At 66.9% G+C, this 24,525-nt stretch carries 24 protein-coding genes and 1 tRNA gene; 11 read left to right on the forward strand and 14 right to left on the reverse strand.

Features of this window, described 5'->3' with window-relative positions:
• Positions 1-136: 136 nt before the first annotated feature.
• The 6 genes from ROR02_RS01935 to metC form a co-directional block, all read right to left on the reverse strand.
• Complete coding sequence (locus ROR02_RS01935; protein WP_147162322.1) at positions 137-1,576, reverse strand: hypothetical protein; 1,440 nt, start codon at positions 1,574-1,576, stop codon at positions 137-139.
• Positions 1,573-2,913: a KGGVGR-motif variant AAA ATPase gene (locus ROR02_RS01940; RefSeq protein ID WP_147162323.1), complete on the reverse strand. Its 1,341-nt coding sequence runs from the start codon at positions 2,911-2,913 to the stop codon at positions 1,573-1,575. The genes ROR02_RS01935 and ROR02_RS01940 overlap by 4 nt, the downstream gene beginning before the upstream one ends.
• Positions 2,913-3,194, reverse strand: coding sequence for a hypothetical protein (locus ROR02_RS01945; protein ID WP_147162324.1), 282 nt, complete (start codon positions 3,192-3,194; stop codon positions 2,913-2,915). Before ROR02_RS01945 ends, ROR02_RS01940 begins: the two co-directional genes overlap by 1 nt.
• Before the next feature lie 428 nt (positions 3,195-3,622).
• Positions 3,623-4,792 (reverse strand): CobW family GTP-binding protein, encoded by a 1,170-nt coding sequence (locus tag ROR02_RS01950; RefSeq protein WP_147162325.1) that lies wholly within the window; start codon positions 4,790-4,792, stop codon positions 3,623-3,625.
• Positions 4,789-5,226 (reverse strand): phosphoribosyl-AMP cyclohydrolase, encoded by a 438-nt coding sequence (hisI, locus tag ROR02_RS01955; RefSeq protein WP_246135357.1) that lies wholly within the window; start codon positions 5,224-5,226, stop codon positions 4,789-4,791. Before hisI ends, ROR02_RS01950 begins: the two co-directional genes overlap by 4 nt.
• Before the next feature lie 8 nt (positions 5,227-5,234).
• On the reverse strand, positions 5,235-6,419 hold the full coding sequence (gene metC / locus ROR02_RS01960) for a cystathionine beta-lyase (protein WP_147162326.1): 1,185 nt from the start codon (positions 6,417-6,419) through the stop codon (positions 5,235-5,237).
• Positions 6,420-6,670: 251 nt separating this feature from the next.
• Here metC and ROR02_RS01965 point away from each other — a divergent pair, with 251 nt between their 5' ends.
• Together ROR02_RS01965 and ROR02_RS01970 are read left to right on the forward strand one after the other, a co-directional pair.
• A complete protein-coding gene (locus tag ROR02_RS01965; protein ID WP_147162327.1) occupies positions 6,671-6,961 on the forward strand; it encodes a hypothetical protein in 291 nt (96 codons plus the stop codon).
• 284 nt (positions 6,962-7,245) lie between these two features.
• Positions 7,246-8,160, forward strand: a complete 915-nt coding sequence (locus ROR02_RS01970; protein ID WP_147162328.1) for a LysR family transcriptional regulator ArgP — start codon at positions 7,246-7,248, stop codon at positions 8,158-8,160.
• A 21-nt stretch (positions 8,161-8,181) separates the two neighbouring features.
• Here the strand turns inward: ROR02_RS01970 and ROR02_RS01975 are convergent, their stop codons facing one another.
• The 3 genes from ROR02_RS01975 to ROR02_RS01985 all read right to left on the reverse strand — a co-directional run bounded on the left by ROR02_RS01975 (position 8,182) and on the right by ROR02_RS01985 (position 9,959).
• Complete coding sequence (locus ROR02_RS01975; protein WP_170244915.1) at positions 8,182-8,811, reverse strand: LysE/ArgO family amino acid transporter; 630 nt, start codon at positions 8,809-8,811, stop codon at positions 8,182-8,184.
• A gap of 305 nt (positions 8,812-9,116) precedes the next feature.
• Complete coding sequence (locus tag ROR02_RS01980; RefSeq protein WP_147162330.1) at positions 9,117-9,482, reverse strand: DUF4870 family protein; 366 nt, start codon at positions 9,480-9,482, stop codon at positions 9,117-9,119.
• A gap of 276 nt (positions 9,483-9,758) precedes the next feature.
• Positions 9,759-9,959, reverse strand: a complete 201-nt coding sequence (locus ROR02_RS01985) for a hypothetical protein (protein WP_147162331.1) — start codon at positions 9,957-9,959, stop codon at positions 9,759-9,761.
• Positions 9,960-10,321: 362 nt separating this feature from the next.
• On the opposite strand from ROR02_RS01985, the gene otsB reads away from it, so the two are divergent.
• The 3 genes from otsB to ROR02_RS02000 are packed head-to-tail and all read left to right on the forward strand — an operon-like array spanning position 10,322 to position 14,324.
• Positions 10,322-11,119 carry a trehalose-phosphatase gene (gene otsB, locus ROR02_RS01990; RefSeq protein ID WP_147162332.1) on the forward strand — a complete coding sequence of 266 codons (798 nt, stop codon included), beginning with the start codon at positions 10,322-10,324 and terminating at the stop codon, positions 11,117-11,119.
• A complete protein-coding gene (locus tag ROR02_RS01995; protein WP_147162333.1) occupies positions 11,116-12,924 on the forward strand; it encodes a glycoside hydrolase family 15 protein in 1,809 nt (602 codons plus the stop codon). The genes otsB and ROR02_RS01995 overlap by 4 nt, the downstream gene beginning before the upstream one ends.
• Complete coding sequence (locus ROR02_RS02000) at positions 12,921-14,324, forward strand: alpha,alpha-trehalose-phosphate synthase (UDP-forming) (RefSeq protein WP_147162334.1); 1,404 nt, start codon at positions 12,921-12,923, stop codon at positions 14,322-14,324. Before ROR02_RS01995 ends, ROR02_RS02000 begins: the two co-directional genes overlap by 4 nt.
• Positions 14,325-14,395: 71 nt before the next feature.
• Here ROR02_RS02000 and thiE read toward each other — a convergent pair whose 3' ends face one another.
• From thiE to ROR02_RS02020, 4 genes are all read right to left on the reverse strand, one after another.
• Entirely contained in the window at positions 14,396-15,040 is a 645-nt protein-coding gene (gene thiE / locus ROR02_RS02005) for a thiamine phosphate synthase (protein WP_246135352.1), read from the reverse strand.
• Between the two features lie 66 nt (positions 15,041-15,106).
• Positions 15,107-15,529, reverse strand: coding sequence for a hypothetical protein (locus ROR02_RS02010; protein ID WP_246135353.1), 423 nt, complete (start codon positions 15,527-15,529; stop codon positions 15,107-15,109).
• A gap of 97 nt (positions 15,530-15,626) precedes the next feature.
• Positions 15,627-17,279 (reverse strand): hypothetical protein, encoded by a 1,653-nt coding sequence (locus ROR02_RS02015; protein ID WP_147162337.1) that lies wholly within the window; start codon positions 17,277-17,279, stop codon positions 15,627-15,629.
• A gap of 174 nt (positions 17,280-17,453) precedes the next feature.
• On the reverse strand, positions 17,454-18,404 hold the full coding sequence (locus tag ROR02_RS02020; RefSeq protein ID WP_147162338.1) for a glycosyltransferase family 9 protein: 951 nt from the start codon (positions 18,402-18,404) through the stop codon (positions 17,454-17,456).
• Positions 18,405-18,634: 230 nt separating this feature from the next.
• On the opposite strand from ROR02_RS02020, the gene ROR02_RS02025 reads away from it, so the two are divergent.
• Both ROR02_RS02025 and ROR02_RS02030 read left to right on the forward strand, forming a co-directional pair.
• Positions 18,635-19,024, forward strand: a complete 390-nt coding sequence (locus ROR02_RS02025) for a response regulator (protein WP_147162339.1) — start codon at positions 18,635-18,637, stop codon at positions 19,022-19,024.
• Positions 19,021-20,691, forward strand: a complete 1,671-nt coding sequence (locus tag ROR02_RS02030) for a diguanylate cyclase (RefSeq protein ID WP_147162340.1) — start codon at positions 19,021-19,023, stop codon at positions 20,689-20,691. Before ROR02_RS02025 ends, ROR02_RS02030 begins: the two co-directional genes overlap by 4 nt.
• A gap of 49 nt (positions 20,692-20,740) precedes the next feature.
• On the opposite strand, the gene ROR02_RS02035 is transcribed toward ROR02_RS02030, so the two are convergent.
• Positions 20,741-21,754 carry a mitochondrial fission ELM1 family protein gene (locus tag ROR02_RS02035; RefSeq protein WP_147162341.1) on the reverse strand — a complete coding sequence of 338 codons (1,014 nt, stop codon included), beginning with the start codon at positions 21,752-21,754 and terminating at the stop codon, positions 20,741-20,743.
• Positions 21,755-21,951: 197 nt separating this feature from the next.
• On the opposite strand from ROR02_RS02035, the gene ROR02_RS02040 reads away from it, so the two are divergent.
• From ROR02_RS02040 to ROR02_RS02055, 4 genes are all read left to right on the forward strand, one after another.
• Positions 21,952-22,041 (forward strand) — tRNA-Ser (locus ROR02_RS02040).
• 195 nt (positions 22,042-22,236) lie between these two features.
• Positions 22,237-23,439: a tyrosine-type recombinase/integrase gene (locus ROR02_RS02045; RefSeq protein WP_246135354.1), complete on the forward strand. Its 1,203-nt coding sequence runs from the start codon at positions 22,237-22,239 to the stop codon at positions 23,437-23,439.
• Positions 23,429-24,088: a hypothetical protein gene (locus ROR02_RS02050; protein ID WP_147162342.1), complete on the forward strand. Its 660-nt coding sequence runs from the start codon at positions 23,429-23,431 to the stop codon at positions 24,086-24,088. Before ROR02_RS02045 ends, ROR02_RS02050 begins: the two co-directional genes overlap by 11 nt.
• A gap of 113 nt (positions 24,089-24,201) precedes the next feature.
• A complete protein-coding gene (locus ROR02_RS02055; RefSeq protein ID WP_147162343.1) occupies positions 24,202-24,408 on the forward strand; it encodes a MerR family transcriptional regulator in 207 nt (68 codons plus the stop codon).
• The last annotated feature ends 117 nt before the right edge of the window (positions 24,409-24,525 follow it).

Raw genomic sequence — 24,525 nt, forward strand, 5'->3', positions numbered from 1 at the left:
GTCGCTCCGCTGTTTCGGGGCTTGCGTCCCGTTGTCCTGTTCGGGGCTTGCGCCCCGGGGGGCTCCCGCCCCCCAACCCCCGGCCCGGGAAGGCTTCGCCTCCCCGGGACCCCTCGGGGAATAAAAATACCCCCCCTTAACCGGCGCGCTTGGGAACGGCCACGCCTCCCTTGCGCAGAATCTTGGCTTCGACCCGGAAAATGTCGGGGACGTTGATCTTGCCGTTGGCGCGCTCTTCCATCACCCCAACGTCGCGCATGGCCGACAACAGAGCCACCAGTTTGTCCTCGCCCGCGAACTGGACTGGTGTATATCGAGGTCCGGATGAGGCCTGGGCTTCGATCTGCACAATCGTATTTTGATCGGACCAAAAGTTGAAAAGCTGCGCGCGTTCCATCGGAACAAGCTGTCTGCGCAGCGCGTCAAGCGCCGGTTCAATCCAGGGATAGTCTTCCTTGAGCTCGGCCAACCGGCTTTCCGAGGCAAAACGCACGCCTTCCATCAGCCCCAGGTGATCGACGGCCTGATCCTTCGGGGCAGGATTGTGCTCGGCGGCCGTCTTCCAGGCGGCCAGAAAGCTGCGGGGTGAACAGGTACCGGCGGCATCGCTCAGGTGCAGGGGAACCCAGGTGTAGACCCTTCCGCGCTTTTTACTCTTCCCCATGAATTCGCCGGCGAGGACATTGATAAGCCGGGTTTGGCAGTGCTCGGTCGTCCATCCTTCGGGACGGGCAGGGGGGAGAAGCTCGGCGCGGGCGATGCCATCCAACTGGAGGCGCGACGCCTCGGTGCGGCGAAGCTCGAACAGCAACAGCCCATAGAGCTCGCTCGGCCGCCACATCAGAGTGACGCGATCATTTCGGATCTTGGAGCTGTCTGGAAAGCGAAAAAGGCTTTGGTTGGAAAACTGATCGACCCGCATGAAAATTTTCGCGCGGATCGAACGGAAGGACTGAAGCCGGACAGCCAGGGCCAGCAAAGCCCGAGTCAACGAAAGGATACCTTCCCAATCAGGGGCGGTGTGTTCCAACGCATCGAACACGACCAGGAGAGTTTCGCCGTTGCGGGCCAGTGCATCATCCGCCCGAGACAGCTCGGTTGGATACAAGGTTGGATCCGCGCCCACGGCGTCGATTGTCTCGCTGAGGGAACCGGGCGCTTGAGGTTGAAGATAAACACGAGCGATGCGAACAAGAACCGCCTGCCAGAGACGCTCCGGGTCCACGCCCTGGTTCATAAAAGCCGACATTTCGTTGATCGTCGGCGCCGTCGGATTGATCTTTTCGGACCCATTGAAGCCGACAACAACGTGGGTTTTCGCCAGCAGGGGAAGACCATAAGAGTCCGCCAGGCGTGTGCGGACCTCCGGGTTGAGCAACGCATGGGTCCAGAAGCTTTTTCCCATGCCCCGGTTGCCCACCACCAACTGCCGCCGAAGGTCAAGCACGCCGCGATGGCCTTCGGGCAGGAAGGCCTGGTCAACAGAAATCGCGGCGTTGGGCGAAACCCTCGGCGACGGGTCGAACGAGGCCATGGCGGCACGCACCACGGCGAAATCGGGCTGGAAGGGGGTCATGCCTCCGGTTCCTTCGGTGCTCCCTCCGCGCCCATCGCCGCGTCAAGGCCGGACAGGAAGGATCGATAGGTTTGCTCGTAGAAGGGCTGCAACAGCTGCCCTTCCGTCCGGCACGGATCAAAGTCGATGAAACTCTGGTTAAACGGAATCACCAACGGCCAATGGGGGGCTTCGGGGTCGTCCCGGGCGAATCGCAAAGGGTCCGAATCCGCCGCGCTGTCTTCCTCGGAGTCGTAGAGGTATTCCGAATAAAGCTCGTACAGATCGTCGGTGAATCGCTCGGCGACACGGTTGTCCAGGCCGGCCTTGGCGTAGACCGGCCGCAGCCTTGTCCGCCACTCGGCGCCACGCCCCTGATCCTTGTCGCGCTGCGCCAGGAGTCTCAAGGCCGCGAAAAGGGCCCGATAGCCTTCAAGGGTCTGCTGCTGGGCCGTGCCGAACAACAGCACCGTCGCCCCCAATCCCAAAACGGCCGGAGCCGCCAGTTCCGCGAGGCCCGCGCGGCTGTCGATGAAAACCGCGTCGTACTGCTCTCGCCGCGTGATCCGCGTGATCATGGCCGAGATCTGCTCGGCCACCGAGTGCGTGCCGCCGTCCCCCACATCCTCCAGCATGGCCCGGGAGAGTTTGGGGAGAACATTTTCAGGGTGATCAAAGGAGCGTTGTCCCAGGGCGGGCAGGACATCAACGCGCCCGCCCCCTGCGGACGTCAGAAGACTTGACGCGATGAAATCAGGCAAAAGGGCATCCGGCACGCCCCCAAGGCCGTCTTCGACCAGATAATCAAGGACACCGTACCGGGGGGGCTCCTCCGGACCCAGCAAAAGGTGCCCCAGACCGGGCGCCTCCAGATCAAGGTCAATGATCAGAATATTGCGATTGCGCCGCGCCAGATCCGCCGCCGCGACGGCAAGGGCGGTGGAGCGCCCGACGCCGCCTTTCAAACTGGCAAAGACAACCCGGGGAGGAAAAACCGCCTCGTCAAGCGGCGTGTCAAGCCAGCCGGACCCGACGATCCGGCGATCGACCAGCCGGCAGAACCCCTCTGCGAGCTGGATCGGCAGCCGGTCCGGGGACTCAAGAACAGGGTCGGCACCCCCATCACCCTTGAAGCTGATCGGACGATCGGCACGGGCGTAGGGGCCCAGAGCGGCGATCAGCGCGTCCCCAAGGCTCTGGCGTTCGCTTTCGTCCCGGGCCGGGCGGTTGGCCACGAAAGTCAGGCGCCCGGACGCATCGCGCAGGACAACCCCTTCCTCCACGAAAGCGCGATCAATCCGCTCGCTCAAGGTTTCGACAAGACGGACCAGCGCGTCGTCGAAAAAAAACGGCGCCATCAGAGTGCGTCCATTTGAGAAAGCAGCTCCTCGGCGCTGTTTTTCCAGGCCTTCACCCAACGCGCTTCGATCTCCACCGTCGGGGCATAACGCATGTCGGTATCCCAGTTTTGAAACAGGGAGGCCGTCTCGGCGATCTGGCGCAGCGCGCCTGCCCTGCGTCCGCTGACGGTATCGAGAAGAAGCGATTTAAGGGTGGGGAAATGGGCGTAGTACGGATCGTCGCGGCGATCTTGCGACGGCAATGGCCTCATGCCGCTCTCTCGCATCATCGCCTTCACGGCCAACTCTCCACACATCCCATAAAGATATCCCGCGACCGCCCCGCACCCGGGTTGGGAGCCTGCCGACGACGCCGTGAAAAGCTCGTTGGCCGCCCGCAGGTGTCGGCGTGCCGCGCCCGCCAAATCTTGTGTGTAACAAGACATCGCTCTTCGCTGGCCCCTCTGGCAGTCGCAACGGTTCCCTCGGGGAAATATCATACCCCATCAACCATCACCACCGCTCCTTCCAGGCGGATCACATCGGACAATTTTCCAGGAGATCAACGCGGTGAGCGCGCTGGTGGACCACGTAACGGGACACGGCCACTTTCGAACAACGCGACAGCAGCGCGTCCGGCGCCTTTGCCGGCGCGGGCAGGGCTTCGAAGCGCCGTGCGGGAACAACGGCCCGGGCACGGCGCTCGCTCTTTATCCAGGGGCTTTTTTTACCGCAGGACGTCGTCGTCCTCGGTCAAGACGGCATCAAGCAGGGACTCCACGGTTTCGCGTTCGATGCCCCGGGTGATGAACACCAGGTGCGAGCGGCGCGGTTGGCCCACGGGCCAGGCGGGGAGCGGCGTGGGGGGGTGGAAAATGTGCTGCACGCCGTGCACCGCGATCGGCTGGTCGCGTCCCGCCACGTCGAGAATCCCCTTGAAGCGCAGCAGGTCGTCGCCCCGGCTGGCAATCAGCATGTCGAGCGCCATCACCACCGCGTCCCAGGCCAGCGGCGCGTCGAACGACAGGGCATAGGCGCGGATGTGGTCGTCGTGGCGCGACAGGGCATGGTCGCCTCCATCCCCATCCCCATGATGGTGGTGCCCATGGCCATGCCCATGGTGAGGGTGCCCGTGATCAGGATCGTGCCCATGTCCATGGTTATGCCCATGCCCATGCCCATGCCCATGCCCATCATGCCCATGATCGTGGGCGTGGGAAGTGTCGGCGTAGGCCTCGGCGTTGAGCCAGCGGGCAACGTCGGGGGCCTTGCCGGTCACGCTGAACAGGCCGCAGTCCAGCACCAGGGCGGGATCCAGAACCCCATGGGTGGCGACAAGCTGGGGCGCCGCCGGGTTGAGGGCGCGCAGGCGGGTCTTTAGCGCGTCCAGGGCCTGGGGATCCGGGCTCAGGTCGGTTTTGGTGAGCACCAGCCGGTCGGCCACCGCTGCTTGCTTGACCGCCTCGGGATGGCGGTCGAGCTGGCCCATGGCATGCACGGCGTCGATCACCGTCACCACCCCGTCCAGCCGGTAACGGGCCGAGATCAGCGGATCGGTCATGAGGGTGTGCAAAAGGGGGGCCGGGTCGGCGAGCCCGGTGGTTTCAATGACCACCCGGCGGAACTCGGGGATCTGGTCGCGGACCATGCGCGCGTACAAGTCGCCCAGGGCGCGCACCAGATCGCCGCGCAGCGTGCAGCACAGGCACCCGGCGTTGAGCACCACCACATCCTCGGATGAGGTTTCCACCAGAAGGTGGTCGAGACCCACGTCGCCCAGCTCGTTGACGATCACGGCGGTGTCGGCAAGGCCGGGGTGGTGCAGCAAGGCGTTCAGCGCGGTGCTTTTGCCCGCGCCCAGGAACCCGGTCAGCACCGTGACGGGAATCAGGCTCACGGGTGACCTCCGCCGGGCCCGTACAGCACCTCGGGGTCCACCAGGGGCTCGGTCAGGGTCGCGAGCGTGCCGCTGGCGTCGGCGGCGCGGTAAAAGCAGGTGCGCCGGCCGGTGTGGCAGGCGGCGCCGTCCTGATCGACCAGCAGCAAAAGGGTATCGCCGTCGCAGTCCAGCCGCACGTCGAGCACCCGCTGGCGCTGGCCCGAGGTTTCGCCCTTGCGCCAGGGCTTGCCCCGCGAGCGCGACCAGTAGCACGCCTGGCCGGTGGTCAGGGTCTCGGCCAGGGTTTCGCGGGTCATCCACGCCATCATCAGCACCTCGCCGGTGTCGTGCTGCTGGGCGATGGCGGGGACCAGCCCCTCGGCCGTGAAGCGGACCGCCTCCCATACGGGAACATCGGCCTGCGCGAGCGCGACGGCGGGGGCGGGGAACAGGCTTTCATTCACAAGGTGGATCCTTCCGGGGTCGAGGCCAGGCGGTCCAGCCCGGCGCGCAGATCGGCGATCAGGTCGGCCGGGTCTTCCAGGCCAACATGCAAGCGCAGGCTGGGGCCGGTGTGGGGCCAGGGGCACGCGGTGCGCGGAATCGAACCCGTGGTGGGCAGGATCAGGCTTTCATAGCCGCCCCAGGAAAAGCCCATGGCGAAGTGGGTCATGCCGTCGAGCATGGCGGGAACCCCCTCGGCCGTGCCCGGATGCAGCAGCACCCCGAACAGGCCCGAGGCCCCGGTGAAATCGCGCGCCCACAGGGCATGGCCGGGATCGGAGGGCAGGGCCGGGTGCAACACCCGGGCGACCTCGGGCTGCTCGGCCAGCCAGGTGGCGACGGCCAGGGCATTGCGCTGATGGCGTTCCAGGCGCACGGACAAGGTGCGCAGGCCCCGCAGGCCCAGGTAGGCCTCTTCCGAGCCGGTGGAATAGCCGTACATCACCAAGGTATCCTTCAGGCGTTCGTACAACGCCCGCTCGTTGGTGGTGATGGTGCCCAGCATGGCGTCGGAATGCCCGACAATGTACTTGGTCGCCGCCTGGATCGACAGGTCCACGCCCTTGGTGAAGGGGGCGAAGAACAAGGGCGAGGCCCAGGTGTTATCCAGGGCCACCAGGGCGCCGGCCTTGTGGGCCGCGGCCGCGATCGCCGGGATATCCTGAACCTCGAAGGTCAGCGATCCCGGCGACTCGCAGAAGACCAGACGGGTGGCCGGCGTGATCAGATCGGCGATGGCGCCCCCGACCAGGGGATCGTAATAGGTGGTGGTGATCCCCATGCGCGAAAGGGCCGAGTCGCAGAACTTGCGGGTAGGCGCGTAGACCGAATCGACCATCAGCAGGTGATCGCCCGGGGCCAGCACAGCCAGCAAGGTCGCGGCAATCGCCCCCATGCCCGACGCCGTGGCAACGCCAAACGCCGCGCCCTCGGCGGCGGCCACCGCTTCTTCCAGGGCGTTGGTGGTCGGCGTGCCGTAGCGACCATAGTACGGGGTGTCGAACCGGTGCGCGAATCGTCGGCCCATTTCGCCCACGGTGGGGAAGGTGACCGTCGACGCCCGGTAGACCGGCGTGTTGACCACGCCGTCGTATTTGTCGGGATGGCGGCCGGCGTGGGTGAGGCGGGTATCAGGTTTCATGGGGCCTCGGCGCGAGAAAATTGGACGACCCAACCGCATGGGTCATCTGAGTGAAACAGGACTAGCCCTTACAGGGGGAAGGGATTAAAAAAGCATTTCGTTGTGTGAAATCCCATGGTCAGAACGGCAGGACTGGGGTATTTTGCACTGCAATATCGGTCTCGGGCGGTTTCCCGCCGGGAAGAGGCCGGGTGCGAGAGGAAGCGTCCGGAGGTCTGGTCCCCGGGTTCCGACACGAGGAGATGCCAGTCATGCCGATTATGCCCACATCGTATCACGCCCTCAACCTGTTCACGCTGACCATGGAAACCCGTTTTGGCAGTACATGGCAGGCGGACATGGAGCCGTCGGCGGTAGCGGCGCTGGCCGAGGAGGTCGCGCGCGGCTTCGGCGGCCGGCGCATCGCCCAGCCCCAGGATGGTTCGTCGTCCACCGTCTGGTGTTTTCCGGATGATTCGATCGTGCGCACCAGTCCGCACGGTCTGGAGATGGAAACCCCGGCCGACGCGCTGGCCTTGCACGTGCGCGTCGCCGCTTCTTGAGGCTTCCTGCCGGATGCCCGTGGCCCGGGCGTTCCAGGGGGCTTCCCCACCACCGGGCCTTCGGGAAGAGTTTCTTCCCGAAGGCTTTGTGATTCAAGGAAAAACCCCATGACCCGCGCGGCGCGCCCTCTGAATGGGGTTTTTAGGGTTTGGCGGGGGAAGGCGAAAACCGCCTTTCGGATAAGCCAGGCGTGAAAACAAAGGCTTGGACCATGGCACCCGGAGCCGGTCCAAGGCGCGGCGCGCCAAGCATCCGGGGCACGGCGACCAAGGGAGCCGGGGGCATGTTCGAATATCCGGCTCTTTTCGCGGTGGCCGCCGTCGTGCGCGAAGGAAGTTTCGAGCGCGCGGCGCATGTCCTGAACATCACCCCGTCGGCGGTTTCCCAACGGATCCGCCTGCTTGAGGAGCGGATCGGCGCCGTCCTCATCGTTCGGGGGCAGCCGTGCACCCCGACCGAGGAAGGCCGGAAGATCTGCCGCCACGTCGAGCGGGTGGCGATGCTGGAACAAGAGCTGCGCGCGGTGATGCCCAGCCTGGGGGGCGAGGAGGCCCTTGAGTCCCGGATCACCCTGCCCATCGCGACCAATGCCGACAGCCTCGCCACATGGTTCCTGGACGCGGCCATGGGCGCCGCGAAACGGCAGGGGTTTCTTCTCGATCTTTCGGTGGAGGATCAGGACCACACCGCCACCGGGTTGCGGCGCGGCGAGGTCCTGGCGGCGGTGACCACCCTGGAAAAACCGATTCCCGGCTGTGACAGCACGCCCCTGGGCTCGCTGCGCTATCGCGCCACCGCGAGCCCGGAATTTCTTGAGCGGTATTTCGCCGACGGGGTGAATGCGCGCACCCTGGCCCAGGCGCCCGGGATCGTGTTCGGCAAGAAGGATACGCTGCAATACCAGTGGGTACGGCGGGCGGTGGGGCACGACGTGGCCTTCCCCACCCACTGGCTGCCGTCCACCCACGGCTACGTCGAGGTGTCCCTGGGGGGAATGGGCTGGGGGATGAATCCCGCTCTCCTGGTCGGGAGCCTGCTGGAAAAGGGGGCCCTGGTCGAGTTGATCCCGGGGCTGTGCGTCGATGTTCCGCTGTTCTGGCAGGCCAGGCGCCTGTCCTCGGCCTTGCTTGACGAACTGAGCGGGGCGGTGGTCAAGGCAGCCCGGGCCAGCTTGTTGTGGACCGGGGCGGGGCGCTGAGCCGCGCGCGGACGGCGCGTCCTATTTTTCCCACACGCCCATCAGGAGGTGTCCGGCCAGCACCAGGACAATCGTTCCGATGGCCCCGTCAAGGAGGCGGCCGGATCGCTCCGATTGCAAGACCGGGGCGAGTCTCCTGGAGAGAAGGCCGGTTCCCATGAACCAGACGAACGAGGCAAGGGAGGCGCCAAGCCAGAAAAGGACACGCTCCATGCCCTCTCGCGCCGCGCCCATGCCCCCCAGCACGACAAATGTATCGAGATAAACGTGCGGGTTGACGAGCGCGAACGCGAAGGCCAGCCCGATTGTTCTTTTCCGGCTGCCAGGAACCTGCCCTTGCGCCGCTTCGGCCTGGGCCCAGCCCACGGGGGCTTTGCGAAGCGCGTTGAAGAAGGCGTTCCCCGCGTAATACAGCAAAAAACACACGGCCCCGATCCGCAGGACGTCGTCGAACCATTCGATCCGTTGGGAAATCCGGGAGACGAGCACAATCCCGGTCGCGATGAGCAGGCAATCGCACAAGGCGGAAATCAGGCCCGCGCTATACACGTATCCGCCTCGCAGCCCTTCCCGGATAATGAAAACATTTTGCGCTCCGATGGCGACAATCAAGGAAAGCCCAATGATGAAGGCATGAAGAACCGTTGTCATTTCTGTTCTCTGCATGACACTGATCTGTTGATTTATTCTGGATCGTGAACGGAATAACGTGCGTTATCGTTCGTGTCCCTGGAACAGGATTTGTCATGATGGTGCTTCTGGTCAAATGTATAAAATTAATCCCCGGTTATTTTTCCTAAGTTGACAGGCGCTCCCCACGCGCGAGCGGGCCCCGTGCCGAAGGGCAAGGGGCCTCGCTTGGAGCGCATTCCGATCAATCAGCGAATGCGCTCTAACTTATTGAAATATCGCATTTTCGAACCGCCGAAACGGTACCCATTTCGGCTGAAAATGTTCTAGCCAAGCAGCAGGCTGTTCGGGTCGGCGATCGGCTTGTTTTCATTCAAGAGCAGCAGGCCCTTCACGCAGCGCAAGAGTGTCCAGACCAGCCACGCGAAGAGGATGGCGTATCCAACGATGACAATGGAAAGCATGGCGCCGACCGCAAGCATCAGCAGGCCATACCAGAACGTTCTGATCTGAAATTGAAAATGAGATTTTTCGAGGGGAGAGGACGTTCTGTCTTGGAGATGAGCGATGAAAACGCCAACGATCGCGGTCAATCCATTGCTAAATCCAATGATGTATAGAACGTAGACAATGAGGCAGATGCCCTTGCGGCTCACGATGGCGGTGTCTTCGTTGTTGGGGGTGGGTTCCATTTTTACGCTCCATCTTCAAACGATCCGCGCCTGATCAAGGGCGGGGGGAGGGGGAAAGGGGGAAAGGGGGAAAGGGGGAAAGGGAGAAAGGGAGAAAGGGAGAAAGGGAGAAAGGGTGAGGGGCGAAGGGGCCCGGATCAAGGCGGTCAAGATAATGCGGATCCACCGCCCGGGAGTCGGGCCCGATTTCGTTCTGCGGCCCCCTGTTTTTGAGAAGCCCTCCCGCTGGACGAGCCTGCTTTTCGGGGCAGGCAAAGGATATTTTTCTCGCAACAATCAATTTATGATTGATGAAACGGAGCCCGGCCCGTTGTGTTTCGCGGGGGGAATGCGCTCTTTTGATAATTTTTCGATTTCTGTTTTTTCTTGCGGGCGGTTTTTCCCGCCTCGCTTTTTGGCTGTCTTTTCTTTCGGCAGTCCTTCCCGTGGTGGCTTCAAAATGGGGCACTCATGCTTTTGTGGGGTGTCATCGGTCATGGAGGCCTGATTTTCCGCTATAAGAATATTTTTTAATATCCAAATGTAATTTTCATTGCCTATGTATAAGTTGGGTGCGTTGGTTTGTATTTGTACCGGTATACTTTAATTTTTTCGTGGCGCGATGGAAAGGAGAGGTGGAATTTTTTATTTCTGGAGAAGGGGTGTCGTGCAGGCCCGGCCCGGATGCCTTCCTGTTGCTGAAGGAAGGCGGGTGAATGTTTTTGCTTGATTGTGAGAGCGTCCCGCCCCATCGTATCTGAATGCGCCGGGGTCCCCTGGGACCCCCTGACCGGAGTTTTCACCCCGACACCATGAACGGGACTCGGGGGGGCCTTTTGCTCCCGGGTCCGGACAGAGGCATGACCGGCACACAAACGTCTTCGCCCTTCAGGGGGACCCCCAAGCCCCCCCTATCCGCCCCGCCCCCCCTGGTTTTCGGGGGGCATTCCCTGTTTCTTGATTTCGATGGCACCCTGGTCGAGTTCGCGCCCCGCCCCGACGCGGTGGAGGTTGAACCGGCCCTGCTGGCCCTGCTCGCGGTGCTGAACGAAAAACTGGAGGAACGCCTGGCGTTCCTCAGCGGGCGCCCCCTGGCCGATCTCAACCGTTTCCTGGGACCCGTCGCCCGCCACGCCGGCGGCCTGCATGGCGCCGAGCGTCAGGGGCTGGCCCAGGGACAGGCGTCCCCCGTCGTGGGGCCCGATGCCAGGGCCGCCCTTGATCACCTGCGCGCCCGTCTGAGCGCCGAGGCCGGCGCCTTGCTGGTTGAGGACAAGGGGCTGGCGATCGCCTTGCACTTTCGCCACGATCCCGGCTTGCGCCCGCGCGCCGAAGCCCTGGCGGCCGGTGCCCTGGCCGCCGCCCGGGGCGCCCTGGTCTTGCAACCCGGTCATTCGGTGATCGAGGTCCGTCCCGCCGGCACCGACAAGGGGGAGGCGTTGCGCGCTTTCATGGCCGCGTCCCCCTTCGCCGGAACCCGCCCCGTGTTCCTGGGCGACGACCTGACCGACGAACCCGCCCTCGCCGCCGCCGCCGAGCTGGGAGGTTTTGGCATCCTCGTTGGAGCCCCCCGGCCGACGGCGGCTTGTTTCCTCTTGCCCGACGTGGCCGGCGCGCGTGCGTGGCTTGCCGCCGGCGCTGAAAGGAGTCGTCCATGAACACGGCTGCCTGGGGAACCCTGGACCTGTCGCCGATCGGGAACTGTTCCGTCAACGCCTTGATCGATGCCCAGGGCCGCTATGTCTGGGCGTGCCTGCCCCGGCCCGACGGCGACCCTTTTTTCAGCGCCTTGCTGGGGGGCATCGATCCCGGCGACCCGAGCGCGCGCGGGGTGTGGGACATCGCGATCGAGGGCGGGCGCGCCGTCGATCAGGGGTACCTGCGCAACACCGCCGTCTTGCGCACCGTCTTGCGCGACGACGCCGGGGCCACGATTGAGATCCTGGATTTCTGTCCTCGCTTCGCCCGACGCGGGCGCACCTATCGGCCGGTGGCCTTCGCCCGCCTGGTGCGGCCACTCTCGGGCTCGCCCCGCTTGCGGGTGCGGCTGCGCCCGACCACCCGCTGGGGGGCGGCCAACGTGGGCGTCACCTCGGGGTCCAATCACATTCGCTACGTGGCCGAAGGCCAGACCATGCGCCTGACCACCAACGCGCCGGTCACCTACCTGCTGGAGGAGCGTCCGTTTCGCATCGAGCATCCGCTGGCCTTCTTCCTGGGGCCGGACGAGAGCTTCGCCGACGACCTGGGCGCGGCGGTCGAGGGCATGCACGCCCAGACCGTGAACGACTGGCGCTTGTGGGTGCGCGGCCTCGCCTTGCCCCTGGAATGGCAAGACGCGGTCATCCGCGCCGCCATCGGCCTGAAGCTGTGCTGGTTCGAGGAAACCGGCGCCTTGCTCGCGGCGCTCACCACCTCGATCCCCGAGGCCCCCAACACCGGGCGCACCTGGGATTACCGCTACTGCTGGCTGCGCGATGCCTATTACGTCGTGCAGGCCCTGAACCGTCTGGGCGCGGTTGACGTGCTGGAAGGCTACCTGGCCTTCCTGCGCAACCTGGAAGACGCCTCGCCCGACGGCACCTTGCAGCCGGTCTATGGCCTGGATCTGGAAAGCACTCTCGACGAACGGCAAGTGGCCTCGCTGCCCGGCTATCGGGCCATGGGCCCGGTGCGGGTGGGCAACGACGCGTACCGTCAAAAACAGCACGACGTGTATGGCCAGGTGGTGCTGTCCACCGCCCAGGCCTTTTTCGATCAGCGCTTGCTGCGTCCCCCCACCTCGGCCGACTTCCAGACCCTGGAACGCTCCGGCGAATGGGCGTTTGCCTTGCACGATCAGCCCGACGCGGGCTTGTGGGAACTGCGCACCCGTGCCGAGGTTCACACCTATTCGTCGGTCATGTGCTGGGCGGCGTGCGATCGCCTGGCGAATGTCGCCACCCATCTGGGCCTGCCGACCCGCGCCGCGTTCTGGCGCGAGCGCGCCGATACCATCGCCGACCGGGTGCGCGAACAGGCCTGGAATGCGGCCATGGGGTCGTATGTGTCGGCCTTTGGCGGCGATCAGCTCGACGCCAGCTTGCTGCAAATGATCGATGTGCGCTTCATCGACCCCCAGGACCCCCGCTTCCTGGCCACGCTGGAAGCGGTGGGCCAGCGCCTGGGCCGGGGCGAGCACATGTTGCGCTACGCCCACGCCGATGATTTCGGGGTTCCCGACACGGCGTTCACGATTTGCACCTTCTGGTATATCGAGGCCCTGGCCCGCAGTGGTCAGCGCGAAAAGGCCCGTGTCCTGTTCGAGCGGCTTTTGGGCGCGCGCACCCGGGCCGGGCTCCTGTCGGAGGATATCGCCCTGGCATCGGGCACCTTGTGGGGCAATTACCCCCAAACCTATTCGCTGGTCGGCCTGATCAACGCCGCCGTTTCCCTGAGTCAGCCGTGGAGCGCGGTACGATGAATCGTCTGATCGTTATTTCCAATCGGGTCACCGTGCCCAAGGCTCGCGACAAGGCCCAGGCCGGGGGGCTGGCCATGGCCCTGGCGGCGGCCTTGCGCGAGTATCGCGGGGTGTGGTTCGGCTGGAGCGGCAAATCCGTGCCCCAGTTCACCGGCCAGATTTCCATGCACCAAAGCAACGGGGTCACGGTTGCCCTGACCGATCTGGAAGAAGCCGATGTGCAGGAATACTACAACGGGTACGCCAACAAGACCTTGTGGCCCTTATTTCATTACAGAAATGATCTGACCGCCTACGATCGTTCGTTCAATCTGGGATACCAGCGGGTCAATGCCCGCTTCGCCGATACCGTGCGCCCTCTGATCGACCCCGACGATTTCGTTTGGGTGCACGATTACCATTTGATTCCGTTGGGGCGTGAACTACGTCAGCGTGGGGTAAAAGGGCCTCTTGGCTTTTTCTTGCATATTCCCTGGCCGGCCCGTCAGCTTCTGGTCACCCTGCCTCGCGACCGCGCCCTGGTCGAGGCCCTGTTTTCCTACGATCTCGTGGGCTTCCACACCGAGGAATGGCTGGACGCCTTCGTGGCCTACGTGCTGCGCGAGGCGGGCGGCACGGTGCTGCCCGATGGCCGGCTGTCGTGCTTCGGACGCACCATCCGCGCCGCCGTGTTTCCCATTGGCATCGATGCGTCCAACTTCGTGGACATGCTGCAAACCCCGGACAGCATCCGCGCCCGCGAGCGGGTCGAGCGCAGCTTGAACGGGCGACGGATGATCATCGGCGTGGACCGCCTGGATTATTCCAAGGGTCTGGAAGAACGCTTCGTGGCCTACGAGCATCTGCTGGCCACCCGGGTGCGTCACCGGCGCGACGTTTTCATGCTGCAAATCGCCACCCCGAGCCGGGGCGATGTCGGGCCCTATCAGAACCTGCGCGCCAAGCTCGATGCCCTGGCCGGGCGCATCAACGGCGGCTATGCCGATGTGGATTGGGTGCCGCTGCGCTACGTGAACCGGGCGTACCGTCGCGACGAGCTGGCGGGCATGTTCCGCGCCGCCCAGGTGGGGTTCATCACCCCCTTGCGCGACGGGATGAACCTGGTGGCCAAGGAGTACATCGCGGCCCAGGACCCCGAGGATCCGGGGGTTCTCGTGCTGTCGCGCTTTGCCGGCGCGGCCTTGCAGATGAAGGAAGCCCTGATCGTCAACCCCTTCAGCCGCGAGGAAATGGCCGACGCCCTGGACCGCGCCCTGACCATGGATCTGGCCGAGCGCAAACGGCGGTTCGAGCCCTTGATGCACTCGGTGATGACCGAGGACGTGGCCGCGTGGCGCGACAACTTCGTGAACGCCCTGCGCGAGGCGGCCGAGGTCCGCGTTCAGTCCGAGGTGGCCTGAGCGCGAGGGGCGCCAGGACAACCGGGTGACGGTTGCCCTGGCGCGTCGCCGGCCGGTCAGGCCGGGCTGGTTCAGCCCGCCTCGGCGAAAACGGTGTTGAACGCCTTGACGGCCGCCGCCGGCCCTTCGGCGTGCTGCCAGACGCTGGCGCACACGGCCAGGAAGTCGGCGCCCGCCTCGACCAGGGGGCGGGCGTTCTCGGGCGTGATGCCCCCGATCGCCACGCAGGGCACCACCATGACGTCGCTCCACCAGCGCAACAGGTCAAGGTCGGCCCCGGTGGAGGCATCGGCCTTGGTCGTGGTGGGGAAGAAGGCGCCAAAGGCCACGTAGTCGGCCCCGGCCTCGCCGGCGATCATGGCAAGGTGGCGGCTGTCCTGGCAGCTCACGCCAACGATGGCGTTTTCGCCCACGAGGCGGCGGGCCTTTTCGTAGGGGGTATCGTCCTGGCCGACGTGGACCCCGTCGCATCCGGTGTCGCGGGCCAGGTCGGGGCGGTCGTTCAAGATCAGGGCCACCTCGCGGGCGTGGCAGATCGGGCGCAGCGTGTCCACCGCGCGCGCGATCAGGGCGTCGCTGGTGTCCTTCAAGCGCAGCTGCACGCAAGCCACGTCGCCGGCATCAAGAGCCTGGGCGAGGAGGGGCGCGAAGGCCTGGGGATCTTCCAGGCGGGGAGGGGTGATCAGATACAGGCGGCAGGCCGGGGAATCGTTCAAGGCCGGGGGCTTTCCATCAGGCAAGGGAAACGGGGCCGGCCCAAGGCCGGCTCCCGTCACCATGCGTCAGGCCGAAGCCAGAGGCAACAGCAGGGCGCGACAGGCGGCCAGCGGATCGTCGAGACCCGCCAGATCGTGCGCGCTCTGGCGGGTGTCGAGCACCGGAAGGCCCAGGGGCGCGGCAATCGCGGCCAGGCGACGCTGGCCGGCGGTGGGGACCTCGGGCACCACCACGCCAATGCCCAGGGTCAGCGAGGTGAGGGCAAACCCGGCGGCGGAAGCGCAGTCGGCCAGCGGGTACAACTGGGCCGGAGGAGAGACCGCCTCGACCAGCGCCGGCAGCCAGCCGGGCCCCAGCCAGGCAACGGCACCGGGCGGAGTGGCCGCGACAAGGGGACAGCCGGCCTCGCGGCAGGCAATGGCGGCGGCCGCGAGATGGGCCCGGGTGGAAACCAGGACCCACGGCGCGGCGGGGCAGGGGACGCTCACGCGACTCTCCAAACGCAAGGGAACGGGAAGACCAGGGGCGAGCGCCCCGGCCCGGGAAGGACAGGCCTTCCGGGCCGGGGTAAGGGCACGGAACTGGTCAGCGGGTCAGCAGGAAGACCATCAAGAACAGCACGCACAAGGTCCACGCGGCGGCGTGGGCCACGCCGTCCAGGAAGCGGTTCATGCGCCCGACCAGCTGCGGCGCCTCGGGCAGCAGGCGGGCGGTGGCCTTGGTGCCCAGCCAGGCGCCCACGGAGGTGACCATCAGGGCAACCGAGGTGTGCACGTAAAGGTGAACCAGCCCAATGTGCGAGACGCCGGGCCGGGTGACAAAGAAGGCGTGAACCCGGCGCACCAGGGGATCGAGCAGGCCATCGGTGAACAACACGTTCATGCCCAGGAAGAGCAAGAGGCCCAGGACAACCATGGCTGCGCCCAGCAGCACGGTCAAGGTGCCGCCAGCTTCCAGGTGGGCGGCCTGGCGGCTGGCATCGGCGTAGGCCCGGGCCCGGTCAAGGGTCGCGGCCAGCGAGGCCGACTGCAGGTCAAGGCCCAGGGCCTGGCGCCAGCGGGCGCGGTCCTCGCACACGTCGCGGGGCGTGGCGGGGGGCAGGGCCTGGGCGGCGCGGCGCGCCAGCAGCGCCTGGCGCTGGAGGTCAAGGAGGGTGGCGGGGAAGGCGGCGGTCCCCCTGGGCGTGTCCAGCAAGGCCAGGGCGTCTTGCAGGTTCTGGGCCAGGGCGCGCAAGGCGCCGCGTTCGCGCAGGGCGGCCATGGCGTGGGGGACCAGGCGATCGCGCAGGCGTTCGACCTGGATTTCCTCGAATCCGTTGCCGCTGCCCACGACCACGGCATGACTGCCGGCCATGCGCAGGCGCACGGGTGTTTCCAGTCCGGGCCAGCGCGGCCGGTCGTCAAGGGGGCGTTCAAAGTCGGGGGGCAAGGGGGGCTCGGCAAGGCCGGCGCCACTGCCGGCGGCGGCCAGGGCGTCCCAGTCCTGGCAGCAGACCTCGTCGAGGGAACCGGCCAGGGTGATGAGCGAAAGCGTGGGCATGGGCTCGCCGGCTTCGACCAAGCCCATCGGCAGCAAGGCGCCCAGCAACGGGGCCAGCAGGGGCCGGCCGTCGGTGGGGGGAAGGGTTTCCTCGTCGTCGGTCAGGTCGGCAAGATCGGCGAGGTCGGGCCCGAACAGGGGACGGCCGCCGTCGTCCAGCCACGTCAGCAAGGCGGTGCCGGGGGCCTCGTCGGGGCTCATCCGGCGCAGGTGGTCGGTGATCAGGCGGGCATCGGCGAGCGTCATGGGGCGGCGGCGGTGGGTGCCGGCCGGGTCTTCCACCGACAGGTCGGGGCGATCCAGCGAGCGGGTTTCGCTGCGCGACCCGAAATCGGCTTCGACCACGAACAGGGCCTCGCCGTCGGGCGTCACGGTGAGCTGGCACTGGGTGATGACGGCGCGCACGATCAGGGAGGTTTCCCCCTGGAACAGGTCGGCCTCCAGGCGCGCCACGTCGATGCGGCGCAACACCCGGGTGCCCTTGTCGGCGCCGGGCGGGGGCGTGATTTCCTCCCAGTCGTCCGGGGTCCCGGCGCGGCCTCGTTCCCGGATCCAGGTGCCGGCGGGAAGGCTCAGGGGCCACAGCCAGACCTGCCGCATCCCGGCCAGTTCCACGGTCGAGGCCGGCCGGCAGGAGGCGGAATCGCAGGAGGAGGAGGCGTGAGGGGCGCACGTGCCCCCCTGGCAATGATCGCTCATGACGGTGCTCCTTGCGGGGTAGGCGAGGCGGGGGAAAACGGGGCGGGCAGGCGAAGGACAAAGAAACCGATCAGGCGGGTGCCGGGCCGGGTGTCGTGTGTGTGTATGTCACACTCATTCCAACAAAGCACCTGCTCGTGTTGAAGGCTCCCGCGCGGATCCGGGGCGCGGGGGTCAGGGAGCCAGGCGCTCCCACAGGGCTTCGGCGGCGGTAATCACCGATCCGACGTCGAGGGTGTTCATGGCCGCGGGAATCCGGGCGGCGTCGGTGCCGGGAGGGAACAGCACATGCGCCGGTTCGGGGGTGCGGACCACCGCCGCCTTGGGCCCCCAGGGGCCATACACGGTTTCGGGCGTGGGGCCGAACAGGCCCAGGGTGGGAAGGCCGGCGGCGGCGGCCATGTGCATCAGCCCCGAGTCGTTGCCAACGAAGAAGGCGCAGCGCTCCAGGGCCGCCTGAATTTCCGGAAGCCGCCCCTGGCCCATCAGGTCGAGGCAGCGCGACGCGGGCAGGGCATTCAAAACCGGGGCGGCGGCTTCGCGCTCGGACCCGGCGCCCAGAACGGCCACGCGTCCGCCGGGCAGGGGGCCGGTGGGGCCGGTCAGGTGGCGCACCACGGCCGCGAAGCGTTCGGCCGGCCAGGTCTTGGCGTGCCAGTTGGCGATGGGGGCCACGGCCAGCACCGGCGGCCCCGGCGGCACCAGGCGCAGGCCGGCTTCCCGGTGGGCCGGCCCCAGCCACAGGCGCGGCGCGGGCGGGGGATCGAGGCCCAGCAGGCGCCCCAGGCGCACGACCTGGTGGGCCCCGGTGGCATCGGGGCCCAGCCAGTGGCGTTCGCGCGCGCGCATCAGCCACGTGACCGCCGACGCGCGCAGGTCGATGATGGCATCCCAGCGCCGGCCCACGCAGGTCCGCCACAGGCCGCGCCAGTGGCGGGCGTAGGGGCCCTTGGTCAGGACCACGGTGCGCTCGCGCCCGGGAACGGCCTCGAACAGGTCGGCGGCGAGGGGACCACAGGCGATGGTGACGGAGCATCCGGGATGGGTGCCAAGCCAGTGGTCGAGCAGTCCGGTGGACAAGACAGCGTCGCCGATGCGGGTTGCGGTAATGAAAAGAAGGGTCATGCGCGCGAAACAGGCCTGGAAGGGCGGAGGAAGAATGGGGACTTTAGGGCAAGCCACGGCGGCGGGCGAGGGCTTTTACCGGTGAGGATCGCGGGCGCGGGCGTGTCCTCGCATGCCTTGCGCGGGCTTGGGCTTGCCGACGGGCGCGCGGAGGTGCACATCTTTCAGAAACAAGGCGGGAAGGAAGGGGCGCGGGCCGGCACGCCGGCATGAACAGGGAGATAAGGCGAATGGGCGCGCGAGGCGATCCCGAGCATGTTCTGATTGTTGACGATGACCCCGCCTTGCGCGCGGTGGCCGAGATTGCCCTGGGTGAACTGGGAGGCTTGCGGGTCTCTGTGGCGGGCGACGAGGCCGAGGCCCGCGCGCGCGCGGCCGAGTGCAACCCCGATCTGGTTGTCATGGATCTGGTGCTCGACGAGGTGGACGGGCGGGACGTGTGGCGGATTCTGGCCGCCCGGACCCCACCCCCCGAGGCGGTGATTTTCCTGACGGCGGCCGGCGGCGTCGAGCGCGAGGCCCTGCGCGCCGAACCGCATTGCGTGGGGGTGCTGACCAAGCCCTTCGATCCCTTGACCCTGGCCGACGTGGTGCGGGCGCTGTGGCGGAGTCGCTCATGAATGAACGGCTGGATCCGGCGGCGTGGCTGCGGCTGCGCGAAACCGTGGCGGGGTTCGTGGCCACGGCGCCGGCGCAAGGCAGCGAGGTCGCCGAACTGGCGGCGCAACTCGCGGCCCAGGGCTGGCAACCGCGCGATGTCTGCTTGCGCTTGCAGCGCATGGTCCACCGGCTGGCGGGATCGGCCGGCAGCCTGGGCTACGCGGACCTGAGCCTGGCGGCGGTGGCCCTGGAACGCCTGATACGCGCGCTCGACGAAGAGGGGGGAGGGCTTCCGTCCGGAGTCGTCTTGGAGCAGGTGGCCCTGCTGGCGGGGGTGGTGGCGGAGACCGCCTCGGCTCTGGCCGTGAACGATTCGGCACTGTGTCCGGGGCGTCCCCGCCTCGCGTGCGTGGGGATCGACCTGGGGGCGCCCGTGGTGCTGACAGTGGGCGTTGACCCCGACATTGAACGCGCCTTGCGCGACGTCGGGCTGCTGGCCCTGGACGGGGGCGAGATGGCGCTGGAGGACGGGGCCGCCGATCCCCTGCCTCCGCTGGCCGGCGTGATCGTGAGCCTGGAGGCGGCGGGAGACCCCGATGCGCGCGCCTGGCTCAAGGGCGTGGGCCAGGCCGGGATTCCGTTGCTGGTGGTGGGGGGCGCGGACACGTTCCTGGGGCGGGTGCGGGCCCACCGGCTGGGCGCCGACGTGTATCTCCCCCAGGCCTCGGCCGAGGAGGCGGTTGACCGTCTGGTTCAGATCATCGGCGAAGGGGGGCAGGAGCCCTTGCGCGTGCTGATGATCGAGGACGACCCGCTGATGGGCGGGCTGGTGAGCGGGGTGCTCGTCGATGCCGGCCTGGAAACCGAGCTTCTGGTCCAGCCAGAGGCGGTTCTGGACCGCCTGGAGGCCTTCGAGCCGGATGTCCTGCTGGTCAACCTGGGCCTGCGCCCCTACGACGGCGCCGAGGTCACGGCGGTGGTGCGCGGCGCGCCGGCGTGGGGCGGCGTGCCCATCGTGGCCCTGGCCGAGCCCCGGCAGACAGCGGTGAAGCGCGCCGCCCTGATCGCGGGGGTGGATCTGGTCTTGTCCCGTCCGGTGCGTCCCGACGTGCTGGTCACCGCGCTGCGCGAGCAGGGCCGCCGGGGGCGCCGGGCACGGGAAGCGCATCGGCACGAAACGGAAACCGGCCTGCTGACCGCCGAGGCCATGCACGAGCAGCTGCACCGCGAGGTGGCGCGGGCCCAGCGCTCGGGGGTGCCGCTCGCGGTGGTGCTGCTGGATATCGACCGGCTGCGGGCGTTGCTGCTGACCCATGGCCCCCGGGCCGGGGGCGTGGTCATGCGCCTGGTCGCCCTGTCGGTGCGCCGGCGGCTGCGGGGCACCGACGTGGCCGGGCGCTGTTGTGGCTCGGCGGTGGCGATGATCCTGCCCGGCGCGACGGTGACGCAGGCCATGAAGGTGGTGGACACCATCCTGGCGGAAATCCATGCCTCCCGGGTCATGATGCTGGAAGGCGCGCTGACGTTCACGGTGTCGGCCGGGGTGGCGGGCCTGGAAGGGCAGGGGGTTTCGCTGCTGGATGCGATGGCGGCGACCCGCGACCTGATGACCCGCGCCGAGGAAGCGCTGTCGGAAGCCCGGCGCCGGGGGGGCGCGTGCGTGGTGCAGGGCTCCTTGCCGCCCTGAGCCGAAACGCTGGCGGGGAACGGCGGCCCGCCGGTGGGGAAAGCCGCCTTCAGCGCTCCGCCCCGCGCGACCGGGGAGGCCACCCCAGGCGCTGGCGGACCAGGGCGGCGACGCGGGCGGCCTCGTCCAGGGGGGCGGGAGGGCTCCAGGGCTCCAGGGCACCGCCAAAGGGGCGGATGAACCCTTGCCCCCGCAGGTCGGCGAGAAAGCGGGCGTGCCGCGCCGAGCCCCCGGGCATGGGCAAGGTGTACACGGGCTTGCCCGGGAAGCAGGCCTCCGACACCATGGACACGCTTTCCTCGGTGACCAGGATGGCATCGGCGAGCGCCAGCATGCCGTCGTAGGGGTTGGGGCCGGTTCCGTCCCAGACAAGGGCGCCCAGGGGGGAAAGCGCGCGGGCGATCAGGGCGGCGTTGTCGGGCCCGGTGCGCCGGGACGGAGTCACCACCAGGCCCACGCCGTGGGCGCGCGCGAACGCGGCCAGGGTCTCGGCCAGGGCCCGGGCGTGCCCGGGGGAGAAGGGACAGGCATGGCTGGCCCCGCCCACGAGGACCGCGACCAGCGGCCGGGGCAGGCCGGCGAGCCGGGGCGCCCAGGCCTCGGCCCCGGCGGCGAGGCGGGCCCGGGTCAGGCGGTGCAAGGCGCCTTGGGTGGTCACGACGTTGGGGCCCGTGAGGCGATCGTGGGCCGGGGCCACCACCATGTCGAAGTGACGCACGCCCACCTGGGGGTCCAGGATCTGAACCAGGAAGGGAGCCGGAGCGCCCGCGCGCCGGCAACGGGCCCGGGTGGCCAGGGCCAAGGTGGCGGCGCGCCGGCCACACGCCACGATGACGGCGGGCCAGGGAGGCGAAAAGGAATCCGACCCCGGCCCGAGCAGCCGCTCAAGCCCGGCCCGGGCCGCCCAGGGCGAGGGCAGCCACGACCACGGCCGGGGCGGATATCCCGCCAGGGCGCGCCAGGGCTCCCCCAGGGCGGCGGCCAGCCCCTCGGCCTGGCTGCGATTGCCGGCCTCGCCGGTGGTGACGGCCCAGATCGGGGCGGGGGGGCTTGGATCGGTCATGGGGTCTTCCGGGGCAGGCACGAAGGGGCGGGAGGCAGGAGGCGCACGGTAGGCCCGCCCCCGCCCCCGATCAAGGTTTCCCCTCTTTACGAAAACCTTGATCGGGGGCGCTCTCCAAAAAAAACGCCGTCGTCGATTTTCCGGTTGCCAAGGGGCCGGGGATCGACTAATTCTCCCGACCCCGACGCAAGCCTTGTGGAGAGGTGCCGGAGTGGTCGATCGGGGCGGTCTCGAAAACCGTTGTGGCAGCGATGTCACCGTGGGTTCGAATCCCACCCTCTCCGCCAATGCAGTGTCCGCCGTGGATCGCGTTAATCCGTAGCAGACAGAAAAATACTGACGCCCCAAGGAATTGCCTCCTTGGGGCGTTCGTGCTTGTGCGCCGTTGACCGCCCCGAACCAGTGCGCGATGATGGGTGACGTGGTGGGTACCGGGGGCCTGCTTCCGGCTTACCCATCACCCATCATCCGAAGCGGAGGGCATGAAAATGCCAAAGCCGGTCAAGGGGCTGACCGCCCGCCAGGTCCAGACCATCACCGCGCCCGGCTATCACTGCGACGGGGCCGGGCTTTATCTCCAGGTAACGGCCCGGGGCGGGAAGAGTTGGGTCTTCCGGTATCAAGCCGGTGGGCGGCGCCGGGACATGGGCCTGGGCTCGGCTTCGACCGTGCCCCTTGCCGAGGCCCGCGCCAAGGCGTCCGAGGCACGGGCCTTGATGGGTAGGGGGCTCGATCCCCTTGCCCAGAGGCACGAACCCATCATCTCCCCACCCATCACCCCTACCTTTCGTGAGGCGGCAGGGCTTTTTATCGAGGCGAAGCGGGCGGGATGGCGTAACGCGAAACATGCCGCCCAATGGGTGGCCACCTTGGAAGCCTACGCCTTCCCGGTGGCCGGCCAGAAGCCCATCGATCAGGTGACGACGGACGACGTGCTGGCGATCCTCAATCCCATCTGGACGACGAAGCCTGAGACCGCGTCGCGGGTCCGGGGCCGGGTCGAGGCGGTTCTTGATTACGCCAAGGCCCGGGGGTGGTGCGACGGGGAGAACCCAGCCCGCTGGAAAGGACACCTGGCCCTCACCTTACCGGCGAAGGTCAAGGTTCGAGCGGTCGAGGGGCACGCCTCCATGCCATACCGGGACCTGCCGGGCTGGTGGCCCCGTTTGCAGGTGGCGGACGGGCTCGGAGCCCGGGCCCTGGAACTGGCGATCCTGACAGCGGGGCGACCGGGTGAGGTACTGGGAGCCACATGGGATGAGATTGACCTGGAAAACAGAACCTGGGAAATCCCAGGGACACGGATGAAGGCCGGGGCCCCCCATCGGGTTCCCTTGTCGGGGCCGGCCCTGGACCTGCTGCGGAAGCTGGCCACGGTCCGACGGGGCAGCGTCGTTTTCCCCGGGGCCCGCGAGGGCCGGCCCCTTTCCAACATGGCGATGGCCATGGTCCTCCGTCGGATGGGGCTGGGGGACGAGGTGACGCCGCACGGATTCCGCTCGACGTTTCGGACCTGGGCAGCGGAATGCACCCCTTTTTCGCATGAGGTCTGCGAGGCCGCGCTGGCGCACACCGTCGGGTCCAAGGTGGTGGCCGCTTATCAGCGAGGGGATCTGTTTGAAAAAAGGCGGGCCCTGATGGGTGAGTGGGCTGGGTTCGTGATGGGTGGGCGCCATGACGGATGACGCGGCCCCCGATGACGTTCTCACCCTCATGGGAGCTTTGCGCGCCGAATACAAGGAGGCGGGGCAAGCGTACAACGATTTGGCCAAACAGGGAAAAATGACGCCAGCCATTGCAGGGCGGCTAGGAAAGGTCCTGGCGAACGCCCTCTGGCTTTACGGCCACCCCCATAATTGGCGGCAAGGACTATTTGGGCTGGCGCCGATCGCGCACCTTCCTCCCGAAATTGCCCAGGGCATGGCCCAACAGATGGTGGCGGTCCTCGATGGGGAAGTTCCCCTTTGGATTGAACATCTGGTGTCGGCCGGAAAGGCCCGGGCATCACGGCCCCTCCGGGAGTCGTATGGGGTCGCGGTCGCATATCACCTGTTGGCCAAGGAGGGAAGAATCGCGGACCCGACTTCAACCGCCACCATTTCCAAAAAATACGGGGTTGAGCGGCGCACCGTTCAACGGTGGGTGGAGACCGAGGCGTATCAGGCTTACGCGCAAGGTATCCTTGTGGCAATTCCATACGATGAACAACCGGAGGTAATTTCCCTTGCCCTCGAAGAGGGGGCCGAGGTCATGCGGGTCTGGGGGCCGTCCCCCCAGCATGAGCGCCCCCACGGCAAGAAACGCGGACAGCGGCAGATGAAAAATCCTTCCTGACCAATACGTTAGGGTGCGACACGAAAACCTGCCCCATGTCGCATTTCGTTTTTGCGAGCCGACGCGCACCTTCCCCTCACCGCCCGAACATGGGTGAATTAAGGGGAACTCAAATGAACTCCATTTCAAATAACGACACCACCGCCCCAATCCTCGTTCCGGTCGAAGTGGCCGGGAAGATGTTGGGGATTGGCCGGACCTCGGTTTTTGGATTGATCAAGACAAACGACATGGAAACCGCGAAAATTGGGTCCCGGCGTTTGGTCTACGTGGAAAGTATTCGCGCTCTCGCCGAGCGCGCTCGGGCCAATCAGGTCTAAAAACCCTCCTCATATCAGATCGTCTACCTGAGGAACGCGCCCTTTATTTGGCGCGCACGCTACCCCTGTGTTTGGTCGAGGGTATCCCCGTGTCGAAATATCAAAATATTATACCAA

The sequence above is a fragment of the Pararhodospirillum oryzae genome, from assembly GCF_007992075.1.
Classification (GTDB): Bacteria; Pseudomonadota; Alphaproteobacteria; order Rhodospirillales; family Rhodospirillaceae; genus Pararhodospirillum; species Pararhodospirillum oryzae.

Bases quoted from the DNA above. Each gene is read 5' to 3' on its own strand.
- ROR02_RS01935 (WP_147162322.1), bottom strand. From the start codon at position 1,576: ATGACCCCCTTCCAGCCCGATTTCGCCGTGGTGCGTGCCGCCATGGCC.
- ROR02_RS01975 (WP_170244915.1), bottom strand. From the start codon at position 8,811: ATGACAACGGTTCTTCATGCCTTCATCATTGGGCTTTCCTTGATTGTC.
- ROR02_RS02050 (WP_147162342.1), top strand. From the start codon at position 23,429: ATGACGGATGACGCGGCCCCCGATGACGTTCTCACCCTCATGGGAGCT.
- ROR02_RS01940 (WP_147162323.1), bottom strand. From the start codon at position 2,913: ATGGCGCCGTTTTTTTTCGACGACGCGCTGGTCCGTCTTGTCGAAACC.
- ROR02_RS01995 (WP_147162333.1), top strand. From the start codon at position 11,116: ATGAACACGGCTGCCTGGGGAACCCTGGACCTGTCGCCGATCGGGAAC.
- ROR02_RS01980 (WP_147162330.1), bottom strand. From the start codon at position 9,482: ATGGAACCCACCCCCAACAACGAAGACACCGCCATCGTGAGCCGCAAG.
- ROR02_RS02020 (WP_147162338.1), bottom strand. From the start codon at position 18,404: ATGACCCTTCTTTTCATTACCGCAACCCGCATCGGCGACGCTGTCTTG.
- ROR02_RS01965 (WP_147162327.1), top strand. From the start codon at position 6,671: ATGCCGATTATGCCCACATCGTATCACGCCCTCAACCTGTTCACGCTG.
- ROR02_RS02055 (WP_147162343.1), top strand. From the start codon at position 24,202: ATGAACTCCATTTCAAATAACGACACCACCGCCCCAATCCTCGTTCCG.
- otsB (WP_147162332.1), top strand. From the start codon at position 10,322: ATGACCGGCACACAAACGTCTTCGCCCTTCAGGGGGACCCCCAAGCCC.
- ROR02_RS01985 (WP_147162331.1), bottom strand. From the start codon at position 9,959: ATGACCGATGACACCCCACAAAAGCATGAGTGCCCCATTTTGAAGCCA.
- metC (WP_147162326.1), bottom strand. From the start codon at position 6,419: ATGAAACCTGATACCCGCCTCACCCACGCCGGCCGCCATCCCGACAAA.
- ROR02_RS02035 (WP_147162341.1), bottom strand. From the start codon at position 21,754: ATGACCGATCCAAGCCCCCCCGCCCCGATCTGGGCCGTCACCACCGGC.
- ROR02_RS01970 (WP_147162328.1), top strand. From the start codon at position 7,246: ATGTTCGAATATCCGGCTCTTTTCGCGGTGGCCGCCGTCGTGCGCGAA.
- ROR02_RS02030 (WP_147162340.1), top strand. From the start codon at position 19,021: ATGAATGAACGGCTGGATCCGGCGGCGTGGCTGCGGCTGCGCGAAACC.
- ROR02_RS02015 (WP_147162337.1), bottom strand. From the start codon at position 17,279: ATGAGCGATCATTGCCAGGGGGGCACGTGCGCCCCTCACGCCTCCTCC.
- ROR02_RS02000 (WP_147162334.1), top strand. From the start codon at position 12,921: ATGAATCGTCTGATCGTTATTTCCAATCGGGTCACCGTGCCCAAGGCT.
- ROR02_RS02025 (WP_147162339.1), top strand. From the start codon at position 18,635: ATGGGCGCGCGAGGCGATCCCGAGCATGTTCTGATTGTTGACGATGAC.
- ROR02_RS02045 (WP_246135354.1), top strand. From the start codon at position 22,237: ATGAAAATGCCAAAGCCGGTCAAGGGGCTGACCGCCCGCCAGGTCCAG.